The sequence below is a fragment of the Thauera sp. SDU_THAU2 genome, assembly GCF_038260575.1.
Lineage (GTDB): Bacteria > Pseudomonadota > Gammaproteobacteria > Burkholderiales > Rhodocyclaceae > Thauera.
Map to the genome: position 1 here is coordinate 1,839,031 of NZ_JBBWUN010000003.1, position 19,757 is coordinate 1,858,787.

The following is a 19,757-nucleotide window of genomic DNA, read 5'->3' on the forward strand; positions in this document are numbered from 1 at the left end:
CCGGCGAGTTCATGAGTCCCGTTTCGCCACCGCCGCACCGCAGTCCTCGATATTGACGTAGACCTTGTCGCCGACCTGCAGGCTCGCATCTGCCGCTGCCAAAGGCGTGGCGCGTGCATACGGCCGGCCGTTGCGCAGGAAGGCGACGACGACATAGGGTTCATCCGCCTGGCCGGCAGCCGGGCCGCGCCGGCAATCGTAGTACGAGGGCCGCTCCAGCGCCCGTGCCGGGCCGATCTCGACCACCGTCCCCGCACGCCAGCCCGCTTCCCGCGGATACTTGTCCACATCGGCTCCCGCGCCGGCATGGGCGGCGAGGCCGGCCAGGACAAGGCCTCCGATCATCGATTTCATCTGCATTTCCGTCTCCGGTCGAGCCGCCGCCACGGTGCTCGCGTAGCGGCGGCAGGTTCTCAGTTCAGCGAGAAGCGCGCCGTCGCCGCCGGCTTGCCCGGCAGGCTGAGGACGGTCACCAGCTTGGTGCCGGCACCGACGTTGAAGGTGCCCGTCGCTTCCAGGTAGTCGCCGGCCGGCTTCAGTTCGACTTCCTGCTTGCCGGCGGCGGAAAGCAGCGTGAGCTTGGCGCTGCCGCTGGAGACATCGACCGGCGTGCCGTGGTCGCGCACGTGAAGCCGGATACGGTCGGGCGTGGCGACGAGCTCCAGGTCGAGGCCGCGGGCCTCGGCCAGCACGCCGCCGTGCAGCGCTGCGTGTTCGTGCGGATGGTCGTGGTCGTGACCGTGGTCATCGGCGGCGAAGGCCGGTCCGGCAAGCGCCAGGGCGGCGATGGCAATGAATTTCGAGAGTTTCATGTCTGCTCCTTTCGGGGTCGTGTGTCGTCGGGGGGTACTGCGCTCAGAATGCCTCGGCGTTCCGATCGTCCAGCAGGCGCTCGACATCGCGCCGGCCGAAGAGCCAGAACATCGCGGGGGTCAGGAAGGTGTCCAGCAGGGTCGAGCTGATCAGGCCGGAGAAGATCACCACCGCGACCGGATGCAGGATCTCGGTGCCCGGCCGTTCGGCCTCGAACAGCAGCGGGGCCAGCGCAAAGGCCGTCACCAGCGCGGTCATCAGCACCGGCGACAGGCGTTCGAGCGAACCGCGCAGGATCATCGCGTGGTCGAAGTTCTCGCCTTCGATGCGCATCAGGTTGATGTAGTGGCTGACCTTGAGGATGCCGTTGCGCACCGAGATGCCGGCCAGCGTGATGAAGCCGATGAGCGCCGCGACCGACAGCGGCTGGCCGGACAGCCACAGGCCGATGACCGCGCCGACCAGCGCGAGCGGGATGTTGGCCATGATCAGCGCCGACAGCCGTACCGACTTGTAGCGGCTGTAGAGCACCACGAACATCAGCACCAGCGACACGATCGACAGCATCCCGACCAGGCGGGAGGCTTCCTCCTGCGCCTGGAACTGCCCGCCCAGCGTGATGAAGTAGCCTTCCGGCAGTGCCATGCCGGCGACCGCGGCGCGGATGTCGGCGACCACTTCGGACAGCGGACGCTGCTGCGCATTGGCCGACAGCACGATGCGGCGCTTGCCGTCGTCGCGGCTGACCTGGTTCGGACCGTCGCCGTCCTCGATCGATGCCAGCTTGGACAGCGGCACATGCCCGCTCGGCGTTTCGATGAGGATCTGCGCCAAGCCGTCGATCGAACGCGCGGATTCGGGCAGGCGCATGACCAGCGGGAAGCGCCGACCGCCTTCGACGATCTGGGTGATGCGCTCGCCTTCGACCAGGCTTTGCAGCGCAGCCAGCACCTGCGGTGCCGGCACGCCGTAGCGGGCCGCTGCCGCATAGTCGATGCGCACCTTGATCTGCGGTGCCAGCACCTGCTTCTCCACTTCCAGGTCGGCAACGCCGGGAATGCCGGCCAGCCGCGCCTGCAGCGCATCCGCCTGACCGCGCAGCACGTCGAGGTCCTCGCCGAAGATCTTGATCGCGATCTGCGAGCGCACGCCCGACAGCATGTGGTCGATGCGGTGTGAAATCGGCTGGCCGATGGAGATCGCGGCCGGCAGATTCACCAGCCGCGAGCGGATGTCGGCGGTGATTTCCCCCATCGAGCGGGTCAGCTCCGCTGCCGGCTGGAGGCCGACGTCCAGTTCGCTGACGTGCACGCCTTCTGCATGCTCGTCGAGCTCTGCCCGGCCGCTGCGGCGGCCGACGTGCGTGACCTCGGGCACCTGCGACACCAGCACTTCGGCCTGCTGGGCGAGCGCGGTGGATTCCGCCAGCGTCACCCCGGGGTTGAGGCGCATGCCGATCAGCAGGGTGCCCTCGTTGAACGGCGGCAGGAAAGTCGTCGGGAAGAAAGGCACCGCGGCCGCGGCGACCACGACCGCGAGCCCTCCGGCCGCGACGGCCGCCCGCGGGCGATCGAGCACGCCTTGCAGCGCTGCACGGTAACGCGCTTTCAGCCAGGCCAGCAGGCGCGTATCGCCATGGTCGAGCGACTTCATCCGCGGCAGCAGGTAGAAGGACAGCACCGGTGTCACCGTCACCGAGACCACCAGCGAGGCCAGCGTCGACACGATGAAGGCCACGCCCAACGGCACGAACAGGCGGCCTTCCATGCCCGGCAGCGCGAACAGCGGCAGGAACACCAGCACGATGATGATGGTCGCGTACAGGATCGCCGAACGGACTTCCATGGTCGCGCGCGCGACGAGCTCAATCGGGTGCAGGCGGTGGGTCGGATGCCTCGCCCTGTCCTCCTTCAGCCGCCGCAGCACGTTCTCGACGCCCACCACCGCATCGTCGACCAGCCCACCGATCGCGATCGCGAGCCCGCCGAGCGTCATCGTGTTGATCGACAGGCCGAAGTACTTGAACACCAGCGCGGTCATGAAGATGGATACCGGAATCGCGGTGAGCGCGATCACCGTCGGGCGCAGCGTGCCGAGGAAGAAGAACAGGATCGCCGCGACGAACAGGGATGCGGCGATCAGCTTGCCCTGCAAGGTGCTGATCGAGGCCTCGATGAAGCTTGCCTGGCGGAAGGTGACTTCGGGCGCTTCCATGCCCTCGGGCAGCGAGCGTTTCATCTCGTCGAGCGCATCCTCGATCAGCCGCGTCAGCTGGATGGTGTCGGCGGTGGGCTGCTTCTGGATGCCGAGGATCACCGCCGGCTTGCCTTCGAAGCCGGCATCGCCGCGCTTGAGCGCCGGCGCGAAGGTGACGTCAGCGATCTGGCGCAGCAGGATCGGCTGGCCATTGCGCGCCGTGATGGCGAGGTTCTTCAGGTCGTCCAGGCTGGACGTGCGGCCCAGGTGGCGAATGAGGTATTCCCGCCCGGAGAGCTCCAGGAAGCCGCCCGAGGTGTTCGACGAGAAGCCGCGGATCGCCGCTTCCAGCTGGTCGAGCGAAATCTCCAGCGCCGCCATGCGCCGGGTATCCGGCTGGATCTGGAACTGGCGCACTTCGCCGCCGATCGGAATCACCTGCGCGATCCCCGGGATCGCCATCAGGCGCGGGCGCAGCACCCAGTCGGCGTATTCGCGCACCTGCATCGGCGTGCTCTTCGCCGTGTCGACCGGGATCGCGATCTGCATGATCTCGCCCATCACCGAGCTGATCGGCCCCATGCGCGGAATCACGTTCTCGGGCAGGCCTTCCTCCATCGCCGACAGGCGCTCGGACACCATCTGCCGCGCCAGGAAGATCTCGGTGCTCCAGTCGAAGGTGACGTAGATGAAGGACAGCCCCGCGCTCGACACCGAGCGGACGGACTCGACGCCGGGCAGGCCGTTCATCGTCGTCTCGAGCGGAAAGGTGATGAGCTGTTCGACCTCCTCGGCCGCCATGCCGCCCGCTTCGGTCATGATCGTGACCGTCGGCTTGTTGAGATCGGGGAACACGTCCACCGGCGTGCGCGTGAGCGTGAACGCGCCATAAGCCATCAGCACCAGGCTGGCGATGATCACCAGCATGCGGTTGCCCAGGCTGTTGTCGAGTAGCCACTTGAACATCGTGCGGACGCTCCGTCAGCGAATCTGGTTGATCAGCGTGGCCGCGCGCGTGGCGACGCGCTCGCCGGCAGCGAGGCCCGAGGTCACCGCGACGTTCGCGCCGTCGAGCGGCGCGACGGTCACGGTGCGCGGCTCGAAGCGCTCGGGCGCGGTCTTCACCCACACGATGGACTGGTTCGCCGGGCTCTTCAGCACCGAGGCCGCCGGCACGCTCACGCCGTACTGGGTGCTGCGCGTCTGCACGATGACTTCGACCGGCTGGCCGACCGTCAGCGCAGGCGCAGCCCCGTCATCGACCGCGAAGCGCAGCGGCAAGGCCTGTTCGCGCAGGCTGCGGGCGGCACCGATGAACGACAGCGGCACGCGCCGGTCGCCGGCAGCGAGGCTCGCACCTGCGACGTCCCCGGCCAGTTCGGCGTCGTAGGCCAGCGCCTCGACGTGCAGGCGTTGCGGATCGACGATTTCGAAGATCAGCTCGCGCGCATCGACGACCTGGCCGGCCACCGCGCTGCTCGATGCCAGCACTCCCGAAACCGGCGCGGCCAGCACGTCGCGATTGCTGAGTCCGGCATTCAATGCCGCCATGCGGGCGCCGAGGCTGGCGAGTTCGCTTTCGGCGGCCTCGATGTCCTTGCGCGGAACCGTATCGGCCAGGGCCTGCAGCCGTTCGGCGCGCTTCTGCGCGAGCGCCCTGGCCGATTGCAGCTCGGCCAGTTGCGCGAGCTGGTTCGACCGTTCGATCTGCCCAGCCGACGGCAGCACGTAGGCGAGGACGTCCCCCTTCTTCACCGCCTGGCCGACGCTGGGCAGTCCCTTCGGGCCTGCTTCCAGGCGGCCGGCCAGCATCGCCTGCACCCGGCCGCCGGCATTCGGGTCCATGACGACGCGGCCCGCGAGCGCGATCGAGCGTGGCAGCTCTCCGGCTTTCGTCACTTGCGTGAGGACGCCGATCTGGCGCTGTGCAGGCTTGGGCAGAAAGACGCTGCCGTCCGGCAGCCGCCGCGGGCCATTGCCGCTGGCCTGCAGCGGGCCTTCGTCGCCGTGGTCGTGGCCGGGGCCCGCCAGGGCGTTCGACGACGTGCCGGCCAGCGCCAGGCTCAGCATGGCGATCAGGATCTTCGCCTTCATGCCGCACCTCCGACGGAGCGCTTGGCCACAGCATCCTTGCGCAGCGCTGCCCGGGTCACGCCGCCGAGCGCCAGCAGGCCGGCCACCAGCCAGCCGGCGTAGCGGGTCATGTCTGCCGCGGTCTCCACGCCGTGTGCTTCCTCGTCGTCGTGGATGTCGAGCTCTCCGGCCAGCAGGTCGGCCTCGTCGCCGGCGACCACCATCGCGGTCACGGGCAGCACGCCCGGCGCCGGCGGCTCGGCCAGCACGGCTGCGAAAGTCCCGTCCGGGCGGGTTTCGAGGGGGACGGGCGTGCCGTCGATCTCCAGTTCCAGCGTTGCCTCCAGCACCGGAGCGTTGTCGGCGAAATGGTCCAGGTAGAGGGTGATGTTCCTGCCGTCGACCACGCCGACCAGCTCGAACAGCTCGGAAACGGCGGTGAAGCGCGGCAGTGCCGGGCCGGACATCTGGGCCGCTTCGTCGCCGTGGTCATGGTCGTGTCCGGGGCCGGCCAGGATGGGGGCGGCAAAGCCCGCCAACGCGGCAGCCATGCTCCAGGCCGCCAGGGTATGGACGATCTTCATGTGGGGAATTCCTGTCGTTTATCGGGGCAGCAGACCGAGGGCCTGGCGCAGGGTGGAAATGGCGGCAGCCAGATCGATGCGGGCGCGGGCGAGCTGGCGTTCGGCCTCGTCCGCTTCCAGCTCGATGCGCAGCCGGGTCGGCAGGTCGGCCTCGCCCAGGCGGAAGGCGTTCTGGAAGAAGCCGCGGGACTCGCCGGCAAGCCGGGCGCGCCGCTCTGCGGCCGTCAGTTGCGTGCGCGCCGATGCAACGCGCACTTGCGCCAGATCGAGGTCGGCGAGCACACGCTCGCGCTCGATGGCGAGCTGGGCTTCGGCTTCGATCGCTGCGGCACTGGCTTCGGCGACACGCGCACGATGGCGCGAGCCGCCGCCGAACGGAATGCTCACGGCGAGCGTCACGGTCTGCTCCCAGTCTTCGCCTGCTGCACCCCGTTCGCGGGTGGTCGTCAGGCTCAGCTCCGGGTTCGCGCGCCCCTGGATGTTGGCCAGCTGCATGGCGCGCCGCGCGACTTCGGCCTTGTCCCTCAGCTCGGCCACGACCGGATGCGAGGTTTCGGCCATTCCGTCGGCTGCGGCCAGGCCCGGGTCGGCCTCCGGCTGCGGCATGTGGCCCGCATCCAGCGTCGGCGTGATCCCGGTCAGCGCACGCAACTGCCGGATCGCCTCGGCCTGCGCACTGTCGGCCTCCGCCGCCGCAGCTTCGGCCGCCGCCACGGCGCCGTCTGCCTGGTGCTGGTCGGCGCGTGCCAATTCACCCGCCTTGACGCGGCGTGCCACATCCGCGGCCAGCTCGCGCGCGCTGTCCAGCCGTTTCCGGCCGAGTTCGGCCTCGACCACGGCGCGCTGCCACGCCCAGTACGCTTCCCTGACCTCGGCCGCCGTGCGCAGGCGGGCCGCGTGGCTGCGGCTCTCGCCGGCACTCAGCTCCGCCGCGGCGAGGCCGGCCATGCCGCCGCGTTCGCCCGGCAGCCAGATCGGCATGGCGATGCCGATCTCGTATTCGCGGCTACCGTGATTGCCGTCGAAGCGATCCGTCTTGCCCGCGACTTCCAGCGCCGGCGGCTCGGCCAGCCAGTTGTCCGCGCTCTCCCGCCGTGCGCGTGCCGCCGCCTGCACGGCGTCGAACGACTGCGCTTCGGGTTGCCGCGCCCAGGCGGCTTCGAAAGCCCGTTCCAGTGTCAGCGGCGCCTGGCTCCAGGCGCCGCCGGCGGCGAGGCTCAGCAAGAGCCCCGCGATCCAATCGATACGTTTGATTTGAAGCATCCAATTCTCCGCAAGGGACGAGGTACGGAAAATCGGCAAGGCACGATCGTGCGGGCCGCGACGGACGCGCGGCACCACCGTCCACGACGGTCGAAGCACGGAATCGAGGAAAAAGGGATGCCCTGCCGATCAGGCAGAGCGGGACCACTTGGGGCGTTCAGGTTCGGAGGAAAGCCCGGCGGGCAGCCAGGTCCGCAACTCGCCGTCGGGAAGCACGGCGACGATGCTGGCAGGCACGATGCCCACATCGGCGGATGGCACCGTCATGCAACCGAGCGCATGGCAGAAGCTGCAGTCGGGGGCGACCCCGCTGCCCTCGCCGTCGGCGGTGCTGGCGGAGTCCGCCTGATGGGGATGGGCGTGATGCCCGAGATGGCTGGCCGCTGCGCCGGTTTCGTGCTGGCAATAGGCACTGGCCGCGGCCCAGCTGAACTGGAGCGGCAGGACGAGCAGGAAAAGGATGGAAAGCCAGCGGCGCATGGTGGCGGATTGTAGCGGCAGGGACAGAAACAAAAAACTGAGTTGTCAGCGTAGTCATTGCGGGTCGCAGGCAAGGCCCGGCACGTTTCCGCGACCCGGCTCCGCGCTTGTCGAAACCGGGCTGCGGCACTCAGGAACCGACGTAGATGCCCCTCAGTTTCATACGCTCGGACGGAGGAATGCTCTTCAGTTCGTCGAGCACTTCCTGGCGCGTCCTCCCCGGACCGGCATGACGGGACGGCACCGGGAGGCCACGCGAGACGTAGAGATAGCTCCCGTCGGCCTTCGCCTGCTCCAGCTCGCGCATTACGTCTGCGCGGGTCTTGGTGCTCTTCACGTGATTGACGAACACATGCTCGCCATTGACGACATGCCAGTCGGAATCCGCCAGCGCAGTTCCGGGCAGCAGGCAGGCGGCAGCCAGCAGCGATACGAGAGTGGATGTTCGGGCTTTGGACATGACGGAGCTCCTTTCTTCGATATGAAATGTGCGTCGCCGGCCTGGCGGTCTCGAATGCCATGCGCTGGACACGGGTCGTACTGTAGGGAAGCGTCCACGTCGAAATGCGAACAGCCCGATTACGAATTCGTAATCACGAACGGCTGCATGCTCCGCGATAATCGGTGCATGAAGATCCTGGTTGTCGAAGACGAGCCCAAGCTCGCCGAATACCTGCGCAAGGCACTCACCGAAAGCAGCTACATCGTCGACGTCGCGCTCGACGGCATCGAGGGGCGCTACCTTGCGCTCGATGGCCACTACGATCTCGTCGTGCTCGACGTCATGCTTCCCGGCCTGGATGGCCTCGGTCTCCTGGCCGCCTTGCGCCGCGAGAAACGCGTCCCGGTACTGATGCTCACCGCGCGCGACAAGGTCGAAGACCGCGTGCACGGCCTGCAGGCCGGTGCCGACGACTATCTCGTCAAACCCTTCGCCCTGTCCGAATTGCTCGCTCGTGTGCAGGCCCTGCTGCGGCGCAGCGCGATTTCGCCGGCTGCACAGGATCCGACGACGCTCGAACTGGCCGACCTGGAGCTGGATCTCGTGCGGCGCAAGGCATCGCGCAGCGGACAGCGGATCGATCTGACCGCCAAGGAATTCGTGTTGTTGACCCTGCTGCTGCGCCATACCGGCCAGGTGATATCGCGCACGGCGCTGGCCGAACAGGTGTGGGACATGAATTTCGACAGCAATACCAACGTCGTCGAAGTGGCGGTACGCCGCTTGCGCGGCAAGATCGACGACCCCTTCGAGCTCAAGCTGCTGCATACGGTGCGAGGCATGGGTTACGTCCTCGAAGACCGGAGCGCCTGAGCATGCTCCCCCGGCGCTCCCTCGGCCGCTGGCTGTCGTCCTGGCTGGCGGTGCAGAGCTTCGCTGGCCTCGGGCTCGTCTGCCTCCTCGTCTACACCGCCAGCAGCTTCAGCATATCCGCCAGGCAGGCCGAGGAGCTCCAGCACAAACAGGAGCTGGTCCGCCATCTCGTCGACGAGATGGCGAGCCTCGACGATCTCCCCAGTCTGCGCCACAAGCTCGACGATTTCTTCGTGGGGCATGTCGATATCGGCCTGAGCCTGGCCGACGAAACCGGCACGCCGGTGTACCTGATGCGCCCTGTCCGGAATGCAGGCAAGGATCTGCACCGGTTCGCATTCGAAATGCCTGCGCCGTGGCTGCCGACGTCCACGCTGAAAGCAGAGTTGACGCTCGACGTCAGCGCCGACACCCGTTTGCTGAACCAGTTGGCCTGGACCTTGCTGGCAAGTGCGCTCGTCGGCGCGCTGCTCATCTCCGCGGGTGGTGCATGGCTCGTACGGCAGGCCTTGCTTTCCGTTCACGACCTCGCCCGCCAGACTGCCGCGCTCGCCCCGGAGAACGTGGGACGGCCGCTCGACGGCTCCGCTCAGGTGGAAGAACTGCAGCCCCTGGTCACCCAGTTCAATGCGCTCCTTTCCCGCCTGGATGGGGCTTATCGGCAACTGGAGGGATTCAACGCCGATGTCGCCCATGAACTGCGCACCCCGCTGGCCATCCTGATCGGTGAAACCGAGCTTGCACTGAACCGCAAGCGCAGCACCGAAGAACTGAAGGAGGTGCTCGCCTCCAATCTCGAAGACCTCCATCGGCTCGCGAGCCTCGTCAACGACATGCTGTTCCTGTCGCGCGCGGACCGGGGGGAGCGTGCCCGCCGCAGTCCGATAGAGAGCCTCGCCGCCCTGGCGACCGATGTCGTCGACTTCCACGAGGCTGCGCTACTTGAAGCAGGCATCCGTGCTCGCGTACGCGGCGACGCTGCCGGCACGTTCGATACGGCGCTGCTGCGCCAGGCCTTGTCGAACCTGCTCGCCAACGCGACCCGGTTCGCCCGGCACGGAAGCACGGTCGATATCGACATCGCCACGGATCTCGCGGGAAACGTCCAGCTCTCCGTCACCAACAGCGGCCCGAGGATTCCCGCCGAGCACATCCCCCGCATCTTCGAGCGCTTCTACCGTGCCGACCAGGCCCGCGAGCATGGCGGAAACAGCCATGGGCTCGGTCTGTCGATCGTTGCCGCGATCGCACGCATGCACGGCGGCTCGCCGTTCGCCCGCTCTGTTGCAGGCTCGACGACGATTGGTTTCAGGTTCCCTGCCCAGGCGGAAGAATCCCGTGGAGATCGCAGCCAGGCGCCCCGGCATGGCCAGGGTGCCTGAACGGTCGGCTCAAGGCTGAAGCTTCGCGACCTCCTCAGCCACCAGCCGTGCAAGCTGCTCCGGGCCGAAGCTGGGCAGGCTGCGTCCATTCACGAAGAAGGTCGGCGTCTTGCCGACCTGCAGCGCGTTCAGATCCTCGACGTCCTGCGCGAGCACGGCCTGGATCTCCGGGGTTTCCATGTCCTGCCGCGCCCGCTCCATGTCCAGGCCGGCCCGCGCCGCAGCCTCGAAAGCGATGCCGATGTCGGGCCTGGCGTGGTCGGCCCACTCCGGCTGCGCCGCCAGCAGCGCTTCGAGCACCGGGATGTAGAGGCCCTGCTTGCGCGCGGCTTCCAGCAACTTCACGACCTGGTCCGAACCGTGGTGGAAAGGCGCATAACGCAGCGCGAGCCGTACCTTGTCCGGGTATTGGGCCATGATCTGCTTGACTATCGGGTAGAAGGCGCGGCAGGTCTCGCAGGCCGGATCGAAGAACTCGACGATGGTGACCGGCGCGCTCCGCGGCCCGATGATCGGCGTATGCATTCTGATGAGGCGGCTTTTTCCGCGCCGACGCGCGCATCCTGTTCGGCCTGTGTCTGGTCGCGGTAAGCCCCCATGCCGAAGTAGAAAGCCAGGCCGAGGATGAGCAGCACACCGAGTGCCACCAGTTTTCTTGCATTCACGGGCGCGTCCTTTGTAGATGAACCGTCAGCGAAACGGCAATTGCGAGGAAGGCGGCCAGCGACAGCCAGGGAATCTGGATGCCGCCGAGGATGACCAGCGCCTGCCGGCTGCATGAGGGGCCGGTGCCGCAGGGGACCCACCACTGCGGCACCCAGCCGGCAATCAGCGCGCTTTGCCAGGCCGCCAGGGCGGCGCCGGCCAGGGCAAAAGGCATCGCATACACCGCACCGCGCCGATCCTCGGCGAACACGGCGATGCCGAGGATGATGGCCAGCGGAAACATGGCGATGCGCTGGTACCAGCACAGCACGCAGGGCGTCATGCCCATCACTTCGCCGATGAACAGGGCGCCCAGTGTCGCGGTCAGCGCGACGGCCCAGGCGGCCATCAGCCACCACCACGTCGTTGGTTTATCGTGCATCGAACCGCTCTCGCAGCTTGTATTGCGTATTGCCCTCCTCGGCATGCACGCCCCTCAGCAGGCGCAGGCCGTTGAACACCACCAGCAGGCTGGCGCCCATGTCGGCGAACACGGCCATCCACATCGTCGCATTGCCGAAGATGGCCAGCACGAAGAACACGGCCTTGATCCCGAGCGCAAGCACGATGTTCTGCCACAGTACCGCGTGGGTCTTGCGCGACAGCCGGATGGTCTCGGGCACCTTGCGGAGATCGTCGTTCATGATGAGCACGTCGGCGGCCTCCTTGGCCGTGTCGGTGCCTGCGGCCCCCATGGAGAAGCCCACGGCGGCGACCGCCAGGCTCGGCGAATCGTTCACGCCATCGCCGACCATGCCGACGGTCTCGCCGGCGCTCAACTGCGCCACGATCTGCTGCTTGTCCTGCGGCAGCAGGTTGGCTCGTACCTCGTCGATGCCGACCTGGCGTGCGATGGCCTGCGCCGTTGAAGGGTTGTCGCCGGTGAGCATCAGCGAACGCACCCCCAGGGCATGCAAGTCCTCGATCGCCTGGCGGCTCGTTTCCCGCGTCGTATCGGCCACCGCGAACAGCGCCAGGGCATCGTCGCCGCTGGCGAGCAGCGACAGCGTGCGGCCCTGGGCCTCCTGTGCCTGCATCCGCGCTTCCAGTTCGGGCGAACACAGGCCCCGCTCATGAATCCAGCGATGGTTGCCGAGCACGTATTCCCGGCCATCCACCACACCGCATACGCCGCGTCCCGGCTCGGCACCGAAGTCGCCGACGCTCAGCGGCTCGACGCCCAGGCCGGTCGCGATCGCCCTGGACACGGGATGGTCGGAACGAGCGGCCAGGCTCGCGGCGATGCGCAGCACCTGCTGCTCGGGCAAGCTGTCGGACAGGACTCGATGCGCCACCAGCGCGGGCCGGCCTTCGGTCAGCGTGCCGGTCTTGTCCAGGGCGATGACCTGCAGCTTGCGCGCCTGCTCCAGATGGACGCCGCCCTTGATCAGGATGCCCCGCGCGCCGCAGCCGCCAGTCCGCTGACCACCGTCACCGGCGTCGAGATCACGAGCGCGCAGGGGCAGGCGATGACCAGCAGCACCAGCGCCTTGTAGATCGCCTCCAGCCAGGGCCAACCCAGCACGAGCGGCGTGCCGACGGCCACCGCCAGAGCCATCACGAACACCGTCGGGGTATAGACGGCGGCGAAACGGTCCACGATGCGCTGGGTGGGGGCCCGCTGGCCCTGGGCCTCCTCGACCGCGTGGATGATGCGCGCCAGCACCGTGTCGGCGGCCGGCTTGGTGACTTCGAATTCCAGCGCGCCGCTCTGGTTGATGGTGCCGGCAAAAACCTCGTCGCCGGCCTCCTTGTCCACCGGGATGCTCTCGCCGGTGACGGGGGACTGGTCCACCGCACTGCGTCCGGCGAGCACGCGGCCGTCCAGCGCGAAACGCTCCCCCGGCTTGACGCGCGCGGTCGCGCCGACCGCCACGGCCTTCGCATCCACCAGCATCCAGCTACCGTCGGGCTGGCGCACTTCGGTCTGCGGCGGCGACAGCGCGAGCAGGCCGGCGATGGCGTTGCGCGCACGCTCGACCGAACGCGCCTCGATGAGCTCGGCCAGCGAGTACAAGGCCATGACCATCGCGGCTTCGGGCCACTGGCCGATCAGGAAGGCACCGATGATGGCCACGCTCATCAGCGCGTTGATGTTCAACTGCCAGTGCAGCAGCGACGACAGGCCCTTGCGGAAGACCTCCGTGCCGGCCAGGGCGATGGCCGCGGCCGCGACGCCCATGCCGGCCAGCTTCCAGAGCAGCGTCTCGGGCGCGAAAAAATGAAACATCTCGGCGGCAAGCGCCACGGCGAGCGCAGCCAGCAGGCGCTGCAGCTCGGTGCGCTGGCGTCCGGCGACGTCCTCCGCGCGTGGCGGTGCCGCCAGGGTTTCCACCTTGAAGCCCAAGCGCTCGATCGCGGCCACGATGGTCGCCATCGTCCCGGCGGGCGCGTCGACGGCCAGCACCCGGGCAGGCAGGTCGAAGCGCAGGCGGGCGATGTCCGGCATGCCTTCCAGCTCCCGCCGGATCTGCCCCTCCTCGACGGTGCAGTCCATCGCCGGAATGCGCAGCAGCTGCATCCCCTGGGCGTCATCCATGGCAGGCGCTGCGGCGGTGATGCCAGGCGCTGCGCAGCAGTGATCGTCCGGGCAAGTGATCGGCTGTCGAGGAAGCCGTGGCCGCTGCGGTGCCAGTGCAGCAAGCCGACTCCTGCCGGACACGCAGCCTGGCAGGTGCCTCGCCAGCGCGGCCACCAGCCGAAGAACCGCAGCAGGTGTCCTGTGAGGCGGAAGGCGTGGAAGGACGCAGCGTGGGTCGTTCACAACACGCGTCGCCGGCATTTCCAGCCTGTGCGCCCGAAGCGTATTTCGAATCTGAAGTGGTCATGGCGAACTGATCCAGCCGTTTCGATGACAGCTATTGGAAACCCTGTAGCAACTAGAGAGTCAAGCCCTATAATCCGGCAGTGGATTTCTGGAGAACGTCATGAAGATCGGCGAGCTTGCGGCCTCATCCGGTACGCCGGTGGAGACCATCCGCTACTACGAGCGCGAAGGGCTGCTTCCCGAGCCCGCGCGCACGGAAGGGAATTTCAGGCGCTACGAGCCGCCCCACCTGGAGCGGCTGCAGTTCATCCGCCATTGCCGCAGCCTGGACATGTCGCTCGATGAAATCCGTGTGCTGCTGGGCGTCAAGGATGGCGGCGCGGAAAACTGCGCCAACGTCAATGCGCTCATCGACGCCCACATCGGGCATGTCTCGGCGCGGATCAGGGAATTGCGCGCACTGGAGAAGCAACTGCGTGAGTTGCGCCGGCGCTGCTGCAGCCCGAGCACCGTGGATCAGTGCGGCATCCTCGCGGAGCTGTCGGTCGCCGCGCAGGGAGCCTGCCGCCGTCACGCGGCTGGGAGTGCATTCCCGCTAGCATTGCGTTCCGCCGACAGCCTTGCCAGCCGGCCGCCGCCGATCGGCACGGGATTGGCAGAAGCCTCGCCGCCTGGGCGCCCCCATGTCGCGGCGGTTCGGGAGGGCGAAGTGGTTGCGGGAAGGAAGCGGGAAGAATGGACGGCGATCGCGCCGGACCTCATGTCCGGCGCGATGGGCGGAACACTATTTCGCTGCCCTGTCCCACGCCGTGCCCGTATCGGGCGACAGCTTGTGCTTCTGGATGCGCTGGCTGGGCGTGAGATCGAAGCGGTCGATCTTCATGAAGTAGCGCGGCAGCTGGAAGGCCGCCAGGCGCGGCCTGGCCCATTCGACCAGTTCGGCCCAATCGACCGATTGACCTTCGTTGAACTTCACGTACAGGAAGATTTCCTGCTCGCCGATGGCGCTCTTGACGCCCATCGCAGCCGACATCTCGATGCAGGGGTGGTCGGCGAACACCCGCTCGACCTCCCAGGCCGACACGTTCTCGCCGCGCACGCGCATGCTGTCCGATGCGCGGCCGATGAAGAACAGGTCGCCGTCGGCATCCTGGCGGGCCATGTCGCCGGTGTAGAGCCTGCCGTTGCGCAGCGCCTTGGCGGTCGCCTCGGGGTTCTTCCAGTAGCCCGGCAGCAGCGTGCCCTCCAGACTGCTCTCCACCACGATCTGGCCCGCCGCGCCCACCGGCACCGGCTGATCGTTGTCGTCGAGCAGGCTGAGCGTGATCCACGGCAAGGGGCGGCCGATGGAGCCCGGCTTGCCGGTCTCGTTGAGCGTGGCGAAGCTGGAGCCTTCGGTCATGCCGTAGCACTCGCGCAGCTCGCACCCCAGCCGGTCGCGGATGGGCTGCCAGCTGCTTGCCGACACGCCCGCGCCCCACGCGACGGGGATGCGCGCATCGGCCGGCTTTGCGTCCTCGGGCAGTTGCATCAGGATGTCCAGCACCCCGCCCAGGTAATGCAGATGGGTGGCGCGGGACTCCTGCCACTGGCTCCAGAAACGGCTGGCGGAGAAACGCTCGACCACCAGCAGCGTGACCTTCTCGAGGAAGGGCATCAGCAGCATCTGGGCGCCGCCGATGTGGCACAGCGGCTCCCACAGGAAGGCGCGGTCGCCCGCCTTGATGTCGGCCACGCGGATCGCCGCCTCGGTGGCGATCCGCATCATGCGATGGGTGAACACCACGCCCTTGGGCGCACCGGTGGTGCCCGAGGTATAGATCAGGCACAGGGTGTCGCCGACTTCGCAGGGCGTGTGCGTCAGTTCGCCGGGCGGGACGGCGTCGCCGCGGCTGGACACGCGCCAGTCCTGGTCTGCGACATTGACCACCCGCGCATTGCCTTCGAGACGCCCGCCGGGCGCCTCGGCCCCCTCGAACAGCGGCGCGAACTCGTCGTCGAGCATCAGCAGCGTCGGCTCGGAATGCTCGAGGATGTATTTCAGCCCCATTCCGCGCAGCTTGGTGTTGATCGGCACCCACACCAGCCCGGACAGCACGATGGCGTAGATCAGCGCGATGTGCTGCACCGAGTTGCCGAGCATGACCGCCACGCGATCGCCCTTCTCCAGGCCTTCGGCCGCCAGCCAGGCCTGGAAGGCGGCGACATCCTGGCGCAAGGCCTGGGGCGATAGCTGCTGTCCCTGGAAATCGATGACGGTATGCGGATCGTCGCTCAGCAAGCCTGCGTAAAGCAGCGGCGCGACGTCGAACCGGTCGTTGTCGATGCGCTGGGGTAGATATTGAAGTCGGGTCATCACCGGCTACCTTTGGATTTGATGTACGAGGACAGGAAGATGATCAGCGTGATCAGCAGGATCATGAGCGTGGAGACCGCCGCCAGCGTGGGCGATACCGCGAGCTGGATGTCGTCCCACATCTGCTTGGGCAAGGTGGTGTTGACGCCGCCGCTGACGAAGATGGCGATGGTCAGGTCGTCGAACGAGACGATGAAGGCGAACAGCAGTGCCGAAGTGATGCTGCCGGCCAGCAGCGGCAGCAGCACGGTGCGCAGGCGGGCGAAGCCGGAAGCGCCCAGGATGCGCGCCGCATCGTCCAGCCGCCAGTCGAACTGCCGGAAGCCGGCCGCCAGCGTCACGACCACGTAGGGGATGGCCAGCACGGTGTGGCCGATCACCAGCGCCACGTCGCTGCCGGTCAGGCCCAGGCTGGCGAACAGGTACAGCAGGCCGATGGCGACGACGATGCGGGGCACGATCAGCGGCGCCACGTACAGCGCGAACAAGGGCTTGACCCAACGCGAGGACACCTTGGTCAGCGTATAGGTGGCGCCGAAGCCCAGGACCACGGCCAGTACCGCGGTGACCGCGCCCACGCTCAGCGAACGCACCATCGCGGCATGCCAGACCGGCGATTCCAGGAAGTCCTGGAACCAGCGCAGGCTGAAGAGCTCGGGCGGGAACGCCACCACCGCGGTCTTGCTGAAGGCGATGGGAATGACGATCAGGATCGGCAGCACCAGGAAGCCCACCACCGCCAGGCAGTAGCCCACCAGCACGCCGGCCTTCTGCGCGCGGATGCTGCGCGCGGCGAAGGCCCGGTCGATCAGCCCGCCCAGCGCATAACCCAGCCGCGAGAACCAGCTTGCCCCGCCGCCGCCGTTCTGGCTGGTCTCGCCGGCCAGCGAGGTCAGCCCGGCCAGCCGGTCATACACGTAGAACACGATGATCGAGCACACCAGGATCAGGATGGACAGCGCCCCGGCCATGCGCATGTCGAGCAGCTCCAGCACCGAGGAAATGACCATCTGCGCGATCATCGATTCGCGCGGCGTGCCCAGCAGCGCGGGCACGATGAAGAAGCCCAGGCAGGTGATGAACACCAGCAGGCCGGCGGCCGCCACGCCGGGCAGCGACAGCGGGAAGAACACCGTCAGGAAGTTGGTGGCACGGCCGGCGCCGAGGATTTCCGCCGCGCTGCTCAACTGCCGGTTGATGCCCTGCATGGTCGGCAGGATGGTGAGCACGGCCAGCGGCAGCATGGCATGCACCATGCCGACCAGCACGCCCAGCATCGAGGGCGCCAGCGTATCGTTGCCGTCGATCAGGCCCAGCAGTGTCGCCACCGTGGTCAGCAGGCCGGTCTTGGACATCAGCAGCATCCAGGCATAGGTCTTGACCAGATAGCTGGTCCAGAACGGCAGCAGGATCCACAGCACCCAGCGGTTGCGGCGGCGCTCGCTCAGCATGCTGAGCAGGTAGGCCAGCGGATAGCCGAGGGCCACCGACAGGAAAGCGGTGGCGAATGAAATGCCGAAGGTCGTCCACAGCACCTTGACGTACACCGGCGCCGACACCAGCCGCTCGAACGGCGACACGTCGAAGCCGCCCTCGTCGGCGACGAAGCCGCCCCACAGGATCTGCAGGACGGGAATCAGGAAGAACACCGCCAGGAAGGCGATGGCGGGAACGGCGGGCAGCCAGATCCGGGCGAACTGGCGCTGCGGCGAGGCCGGCGCGGTGGCCGGCGGCAATGTGGTCGTCTGCATGCGAGTCTCCTTGCCGCGCTCAGGCGCGCAGCACGCGCGAACGCGCCAGGTCCCAGTGCAGCCCCACCCGGTCGCCCAGCGCCAGCTGGCGCTCGCGGCCGCAGCGGGCGATGAAGGCCGCGGAGGTCGCCGCATCATCGGCCTGTTCCAGCGTCACCACGGCACGCACTTCGCTGCCCAGGAACACCGCCTCGCTGACCGTGCCCGAGAGCCAGCCCTGCCCCGGCGACACCAGCTCGACCGCCTCCGGGCGCACCATCAGCGTGGCTTCGCTGCCGGCGGCAGGCGCGTCGTCCTGCGGATGGACGGGAATCGTGGCCTGGCCGACCTGGAACTGCCCGGCGGCCTGCATGTGGCCGTCGATCAGGTTGGACTGGCCGATGAAGTCCGCCGCGAAGCGCGTCTTCGGCTGGTCGTAGAGGTCCATCGGCGTGCCGAGCTGCTCGATGCGCGCGTGGTTCATCAGGCAGATCCGGTCGCTCATGGTCAGCGCCTCTTCCTGGTCGTGCGTGACGTAGATGAAGGTGGAGCCGAGTTCCTGGTGCAGGCGGCGGATCTCCAGCTGCATGTGTTCGCGCAGCTTCTTGTCGAGCGCGCCCAGCGGCTCGTCGAGCAGCACCACCGAGGGGTTGTAGGCGAAGCAGCGGGCCAGCGCCACGCGCTGCTGCTGCCCGCCGGACAACTCCTTGGGATAGCGGTGCCCGTACTCCTTCATCTTCACCATGCCCAGCGCGTTCTCCACCTGCCCGGCCAGTTCGCGTTCCGGCACCTTGCGCATGCGCAGCCCGTAGGCCACGTTGTCGCGCACCGTCATGTGCGGGAACAACGCATAGCTCTGGAACACCATGCCGATGCCGCGCTCGCCCGGCGGCGCGTAGGTGGCATCCTTGCCGTCGATGAGCAGCTTGCCGCCGGACGGGGCGACCAGTCCGGCGATCATCATCAGCAGCGTGGTCTTGCCCGAGCCGGACGGCCCGAGCAAGGTCAGGAACTCGCCTGCACGCACCTGCAGGTCGGTCGGCAGCAGCGCGTCGAAGTCGCCGTAGCGCTTGGCCAGGCCGGTGGTTTCAAGCTTGAACATGGCAAAGACCCCGCGCTCAGGAAATCAGGAAGTTGTTGAAGCGCTCGGTCACCGCCTGGCGGTTTTCGGCCCACCACTGCGGGCTGGGCGACACCATGCCCTTGATGTTGTCCGGCGCGCTGGGCAGCACCGTGGCGCGCTGGGGATCGATGAATTCCATCGACTTGGTGTTGGTCGGGCCATACGGCAGGTCGGACGTGAACTCGGCCTGGCGCCGCGCATCGGCGCAGAAACGCACGAACTGCTTGGCCAGCTCCGCGCGCGGCGTGCCGCGGGGGATGCCCCAGCCTTCGATCGCGTAGAGGCCTTCGTTCCAGACGATCCTGACCGGTGCGCCATTGTCGATGGCGGTCTGGGCGCGGCCGTTCCAGGTGGCCACCATGTCCACGTCGCCGTTCTGGATGATCTGCATGGCCTGCGCGCCCGAGGTCCACCAGATGCTGATGTGCCGCTTGATCTTTTCCAGGCTGCGGAAGGCGCGCTCCACGTCGAGCGGATACAGCTCGCTGGCCGGCACCCCGTCGGCCATCAGCGCCTGCTCGAGGGTGTCGATCGGATTGCGGCGCAGGCTGCGGCGGCCGGGGAATTTCTCGACGTTCCAGAAATCGGCCCAGTTCTTGGGGCCGTCGTCGCCATACTTGTCGGTGCGATAGGCCATGATCGTGGCGTACGTCCACGCCCAGCCAGTTGGGGGTGATCGCATCCGGCATCAGTTCGGGAAACTCGGCATTCGTCAGGCCGATGGGCTCGAGCAGGTTGTTCGCTTCCAAATAGGGGATGTCGGCCGACAGCGTCAGCGTGGTCACGTCCCAGATGTAGTTCTTCGACTTGACGATGGCGCCGATCTGGGCAGTGGGCTGGGCTTCGCGGGCGACGTTGACGACCCTGATGCCCGTGGCCTTCTCGAACGGATCGTAGAAGGCGCGGCGATAGGCGGCGGTGTACGGACCGCCCGGGTCCGACACGACGATCTGCTGCTTGCCTTGCGCGA

General features: G+C 67.7%; 18 protein-coding genes and 1 pseudogene. 3 read left to right on the forward strand and 16 right to left on the reverse strand.

Going from position 1 to position 19,757, the window contains the following annotated elements; all coding sequences use genetic code 11:
* Window positions 1-9 precede the first annotated feature (9 nt).
* The 8 genes from AAFL97_RS09970 to AAFL97_RS10005 form a co-directional block, all read right to left on the reverse strand.
* A complete protein-coding gene (locus AAFL97_RS09970) occupies window positions 10-354 on the reverse strand; it encodes a hypothetical protein (RefSeq protein ID WP_341644766.1) in 345 nt (114 codons plus the stop codon).
* Window positions 355-413: 59 nt separating this feature from the next.
* Window positions 414-812, reverse strand: coding sequence for a hypothetical protein (locus tag AAFL97_RS09975; RefSeq protein ID WP_341644767.1), 399 nt, complete (start codon window positions 810-812; stop codon window positions 414-416).
* A gap of 43 nt (window positions 813-855) precedes the next feature.
* Window positions 856-3,975, reverse strand: a complete 3,120-nt coding sequence (locus tag AAFL97_RS09980; RefSeq protein WP_341644768.1) for an efflux RND transporter permease subunit — start codon at window positions 3,973-3,975, stop codon at window positions 856-858.
* A 15-nt stretch (window positions 3,976-3,990) separates the two neighbouring features.
* Window positions 3,991-5,103, reverse strand: a complete 1,113-nt coding sequence (locus tag AAFL97_RS09985; RefSeq protein ID WP_341644769.1) for an efflux RND transporter periplasmic adaptor subunit — start codon at window positions 5,101-5,103, stop codon at window positions 3,991-3,993.
* The gene (locus AAFL97_RS09990; protein WP_341644770.1) at window positions 5,100-5,666 is read right to left on the reverse strand and encodes a hypothetical protein; all 567 of its coding nucleotides are present in this window, start codon (window positions 5,664-5,666) and stop codon (window positions 5,100-5,102) included. Before AAFL97_RS09990 ends, AAFL97_RS09985 begins: the two co-directional genes overlap by 4 nt.
* 18 nt (window positions 5,667-5,684) lie before the next feature.
* Entirely contained in the window at window positions 5,685-6,929 is a 1,245-nt protein-coding gene (locus tag AAFL97_RS09995; protein WP_341644771.1) for a TolC family protein, read from the reverse strand.
* A gap of 129 nt (window positions 6,930-7,058) precedes the next feature.
* Window positions 7,059-7,409, reverse strand: a complete 351-nt coding sequence (locus tag AAFL97_RS10000) for a hypothetical protein (RefSeq protein WP_341644772.1) — start codon at window positions 7,407-7,409, stop codon at window positions 7,059-7,061.
* Between the two features lie 130 nt (window positions 7,410-7,539).
* Window positions 7,540-7,869, reverse strand: coding sequence for a DUF4148 domain-containing protein (locus tag AAFL97_RS10005; RefSeq protein ID WP_341644773.1), 330 nt, complete (start codon window positions 7,867-7,869; stop codon window positions 7,540-7,542).
* Between the two features lie 168 nt (window positions 7,870-8,037).
* Between AAFL97_RS10005 and AAFL97_RS10010 the strand changes: the two genes are divergently transcribed.
* Window positions 8,038-8,724 carry a heavy metal response regulator transcription factor gene (locus AAFL97_RS10010; RefSeq protein ID WP_341644774.1) on the forward strand — a complete coding sequence of 229 codons (687 nt, stop codon included), beginning with the start codon at window positions 8,038-8,040 and terminating at the stop codon, window positions 8,722-8,724.
* A 2-nt stretch (window positions 8,725-8,726) separates the two neighbouring features.
* Window positions 8,727-10,106: a heavy metal sensor histidine kinase gene (locus AAFL97_RS10015; RefSeq protein ID WP_341644775.1), complete on the forward strand. Its 1,380-nt coding sequence runs from the start codon at window positions 8,727-8,729 to the stop codon at window positions 10,104-10,106.
* A gap of 9 nt (window positions 10,107-10,115) precedes the next feature.
* Here AAFL97_RS10015 and AAFL97_RS10020 read toward each other — a convergent pair whose 3' ends face one another.
* The 4 genes from AAFL97_RS10020 to AAFL97_RS10035 form a co-directional block, all read right to left on the reverse strand.
* On the reverse strand, window positions 10,116-10,631 hold the full coding sequence (locus tag AAFL97_RS10020) for a DsbA family protein (protein WP_341644776.1): 516 nt from the start codon (window positions 10,629-10,631) through the stop codon (window positions 10,116-10,118).
* A gap of 136 nt (window positions 10,632-10,767) precedes the next feature.
* On the reverse strand, window positions 10,768-11,193 hold the full coding sequence (locus AAFL97_RS10025; protein WP_341644777.1) for a disulfide bond formation protein B: 426 nt from the start codon (window positions 11,191-11,193) through the stop codon (window positions 10,768-10,770).
* Entirely contained in the window at window positions 11,183-12,277 is a 1,095-nt protein-coding gene (locus AAFL97_RS10030; protein WP_341647134.1) for a heavy metal translocating P-type ATPase, read from the reverse strand. Before AAFL97_RS10030 ends, AAFL97_RS10025 begins: the two co-directional genes overlap by 11 nt.
* Window positions 12,199-13,332, reverse strand: coding sequence for a heavy metal translocating P-type ATPase (locus AAFL97_RS10035; protein WP_341644778.1), 1,134 nt, complete (start codon window positions 13,330-13,332; stop codon window positions 12,199-12,201). Before AAFL97_RS10035 ends, AAFL97_RS10030 begins: the two co-directional genes overlap by 79 nt.
* Window positions 13,333-13,738: 406 nt before the next feature.
* Here AAFL97_RS10035 and cadR point away from each other — a divergent pair.
* Window positions 13,739-14,137 (forward strand): annotated as a pseudogene (cadR, locus tag AAFL97_RS10040) (Cd(II)/Pb(II)-responsive transcriptional regulator); the annotation flags it as partial.
* 225 nt (window positions 14,138-14,362) lie between these two features.
* On the opposite strand, the gene AAFL97_RS10045 reads toward cadR, so the two are convergent.
* From AAFL97_RS10045 to AAFL97_RS10060, 4 genes are read right to left on the reverse strand one after another with little or no spacing between them, the layout of a single operon-like run.
* A complete protein-coding gene (locus AAFL97_RS10045; RefSeq protein WP_341644779.1) occupies window positions 14,363-15,934 on the reverse strand; it encodes an AMP-binding protein in 1,572 nt (523 codons plus the stop codon).
* Entirely contained in the window at window positions 15,934-17,685 is a 1,752-nt protein-coding gene (locus tag AAFL97_RS10050; RefSeq protein ID WP_341644780.1) for an ABC transporter permease subunit, read from the reverse strand. The genes AAFL97_RS10045 and AAFL97_RS10050 overlap by 1 nt, the downstream gene beginning before the upstream one ends.
* Before the next feature lie 19 nt (window positions 17,686-17,704).
* Window positions 17,705-18,766: an ABC transporter ATP-binding protein gene (locus AAFL97_RS10055; protein ID WP_263459681.1), complete on the reverse strand. Its 1,062-nt coding sequence runs from the start codon at window positions 18,764-18,766 to the stop codon at window positions 17,705-17,707.
* A 16-nt stretch (window positions 18,767-18,782) separates the two neighbouring features.
* The gene (locus AAFL97_RS10060) at window positions 18,783-19,469 is read right to left on the reverse strand and encodes an extracellular solute-binding protein (protein ID WP_341644781.1); all 687 of its coding nucleotides are present in this window, start codon (window positions 19,467-19,469) and stop codon (window positions 18,783-18,785) included.
* Between the last annotated feature and the right edge of the window lie 288 nt (window positions 19,470-19,757).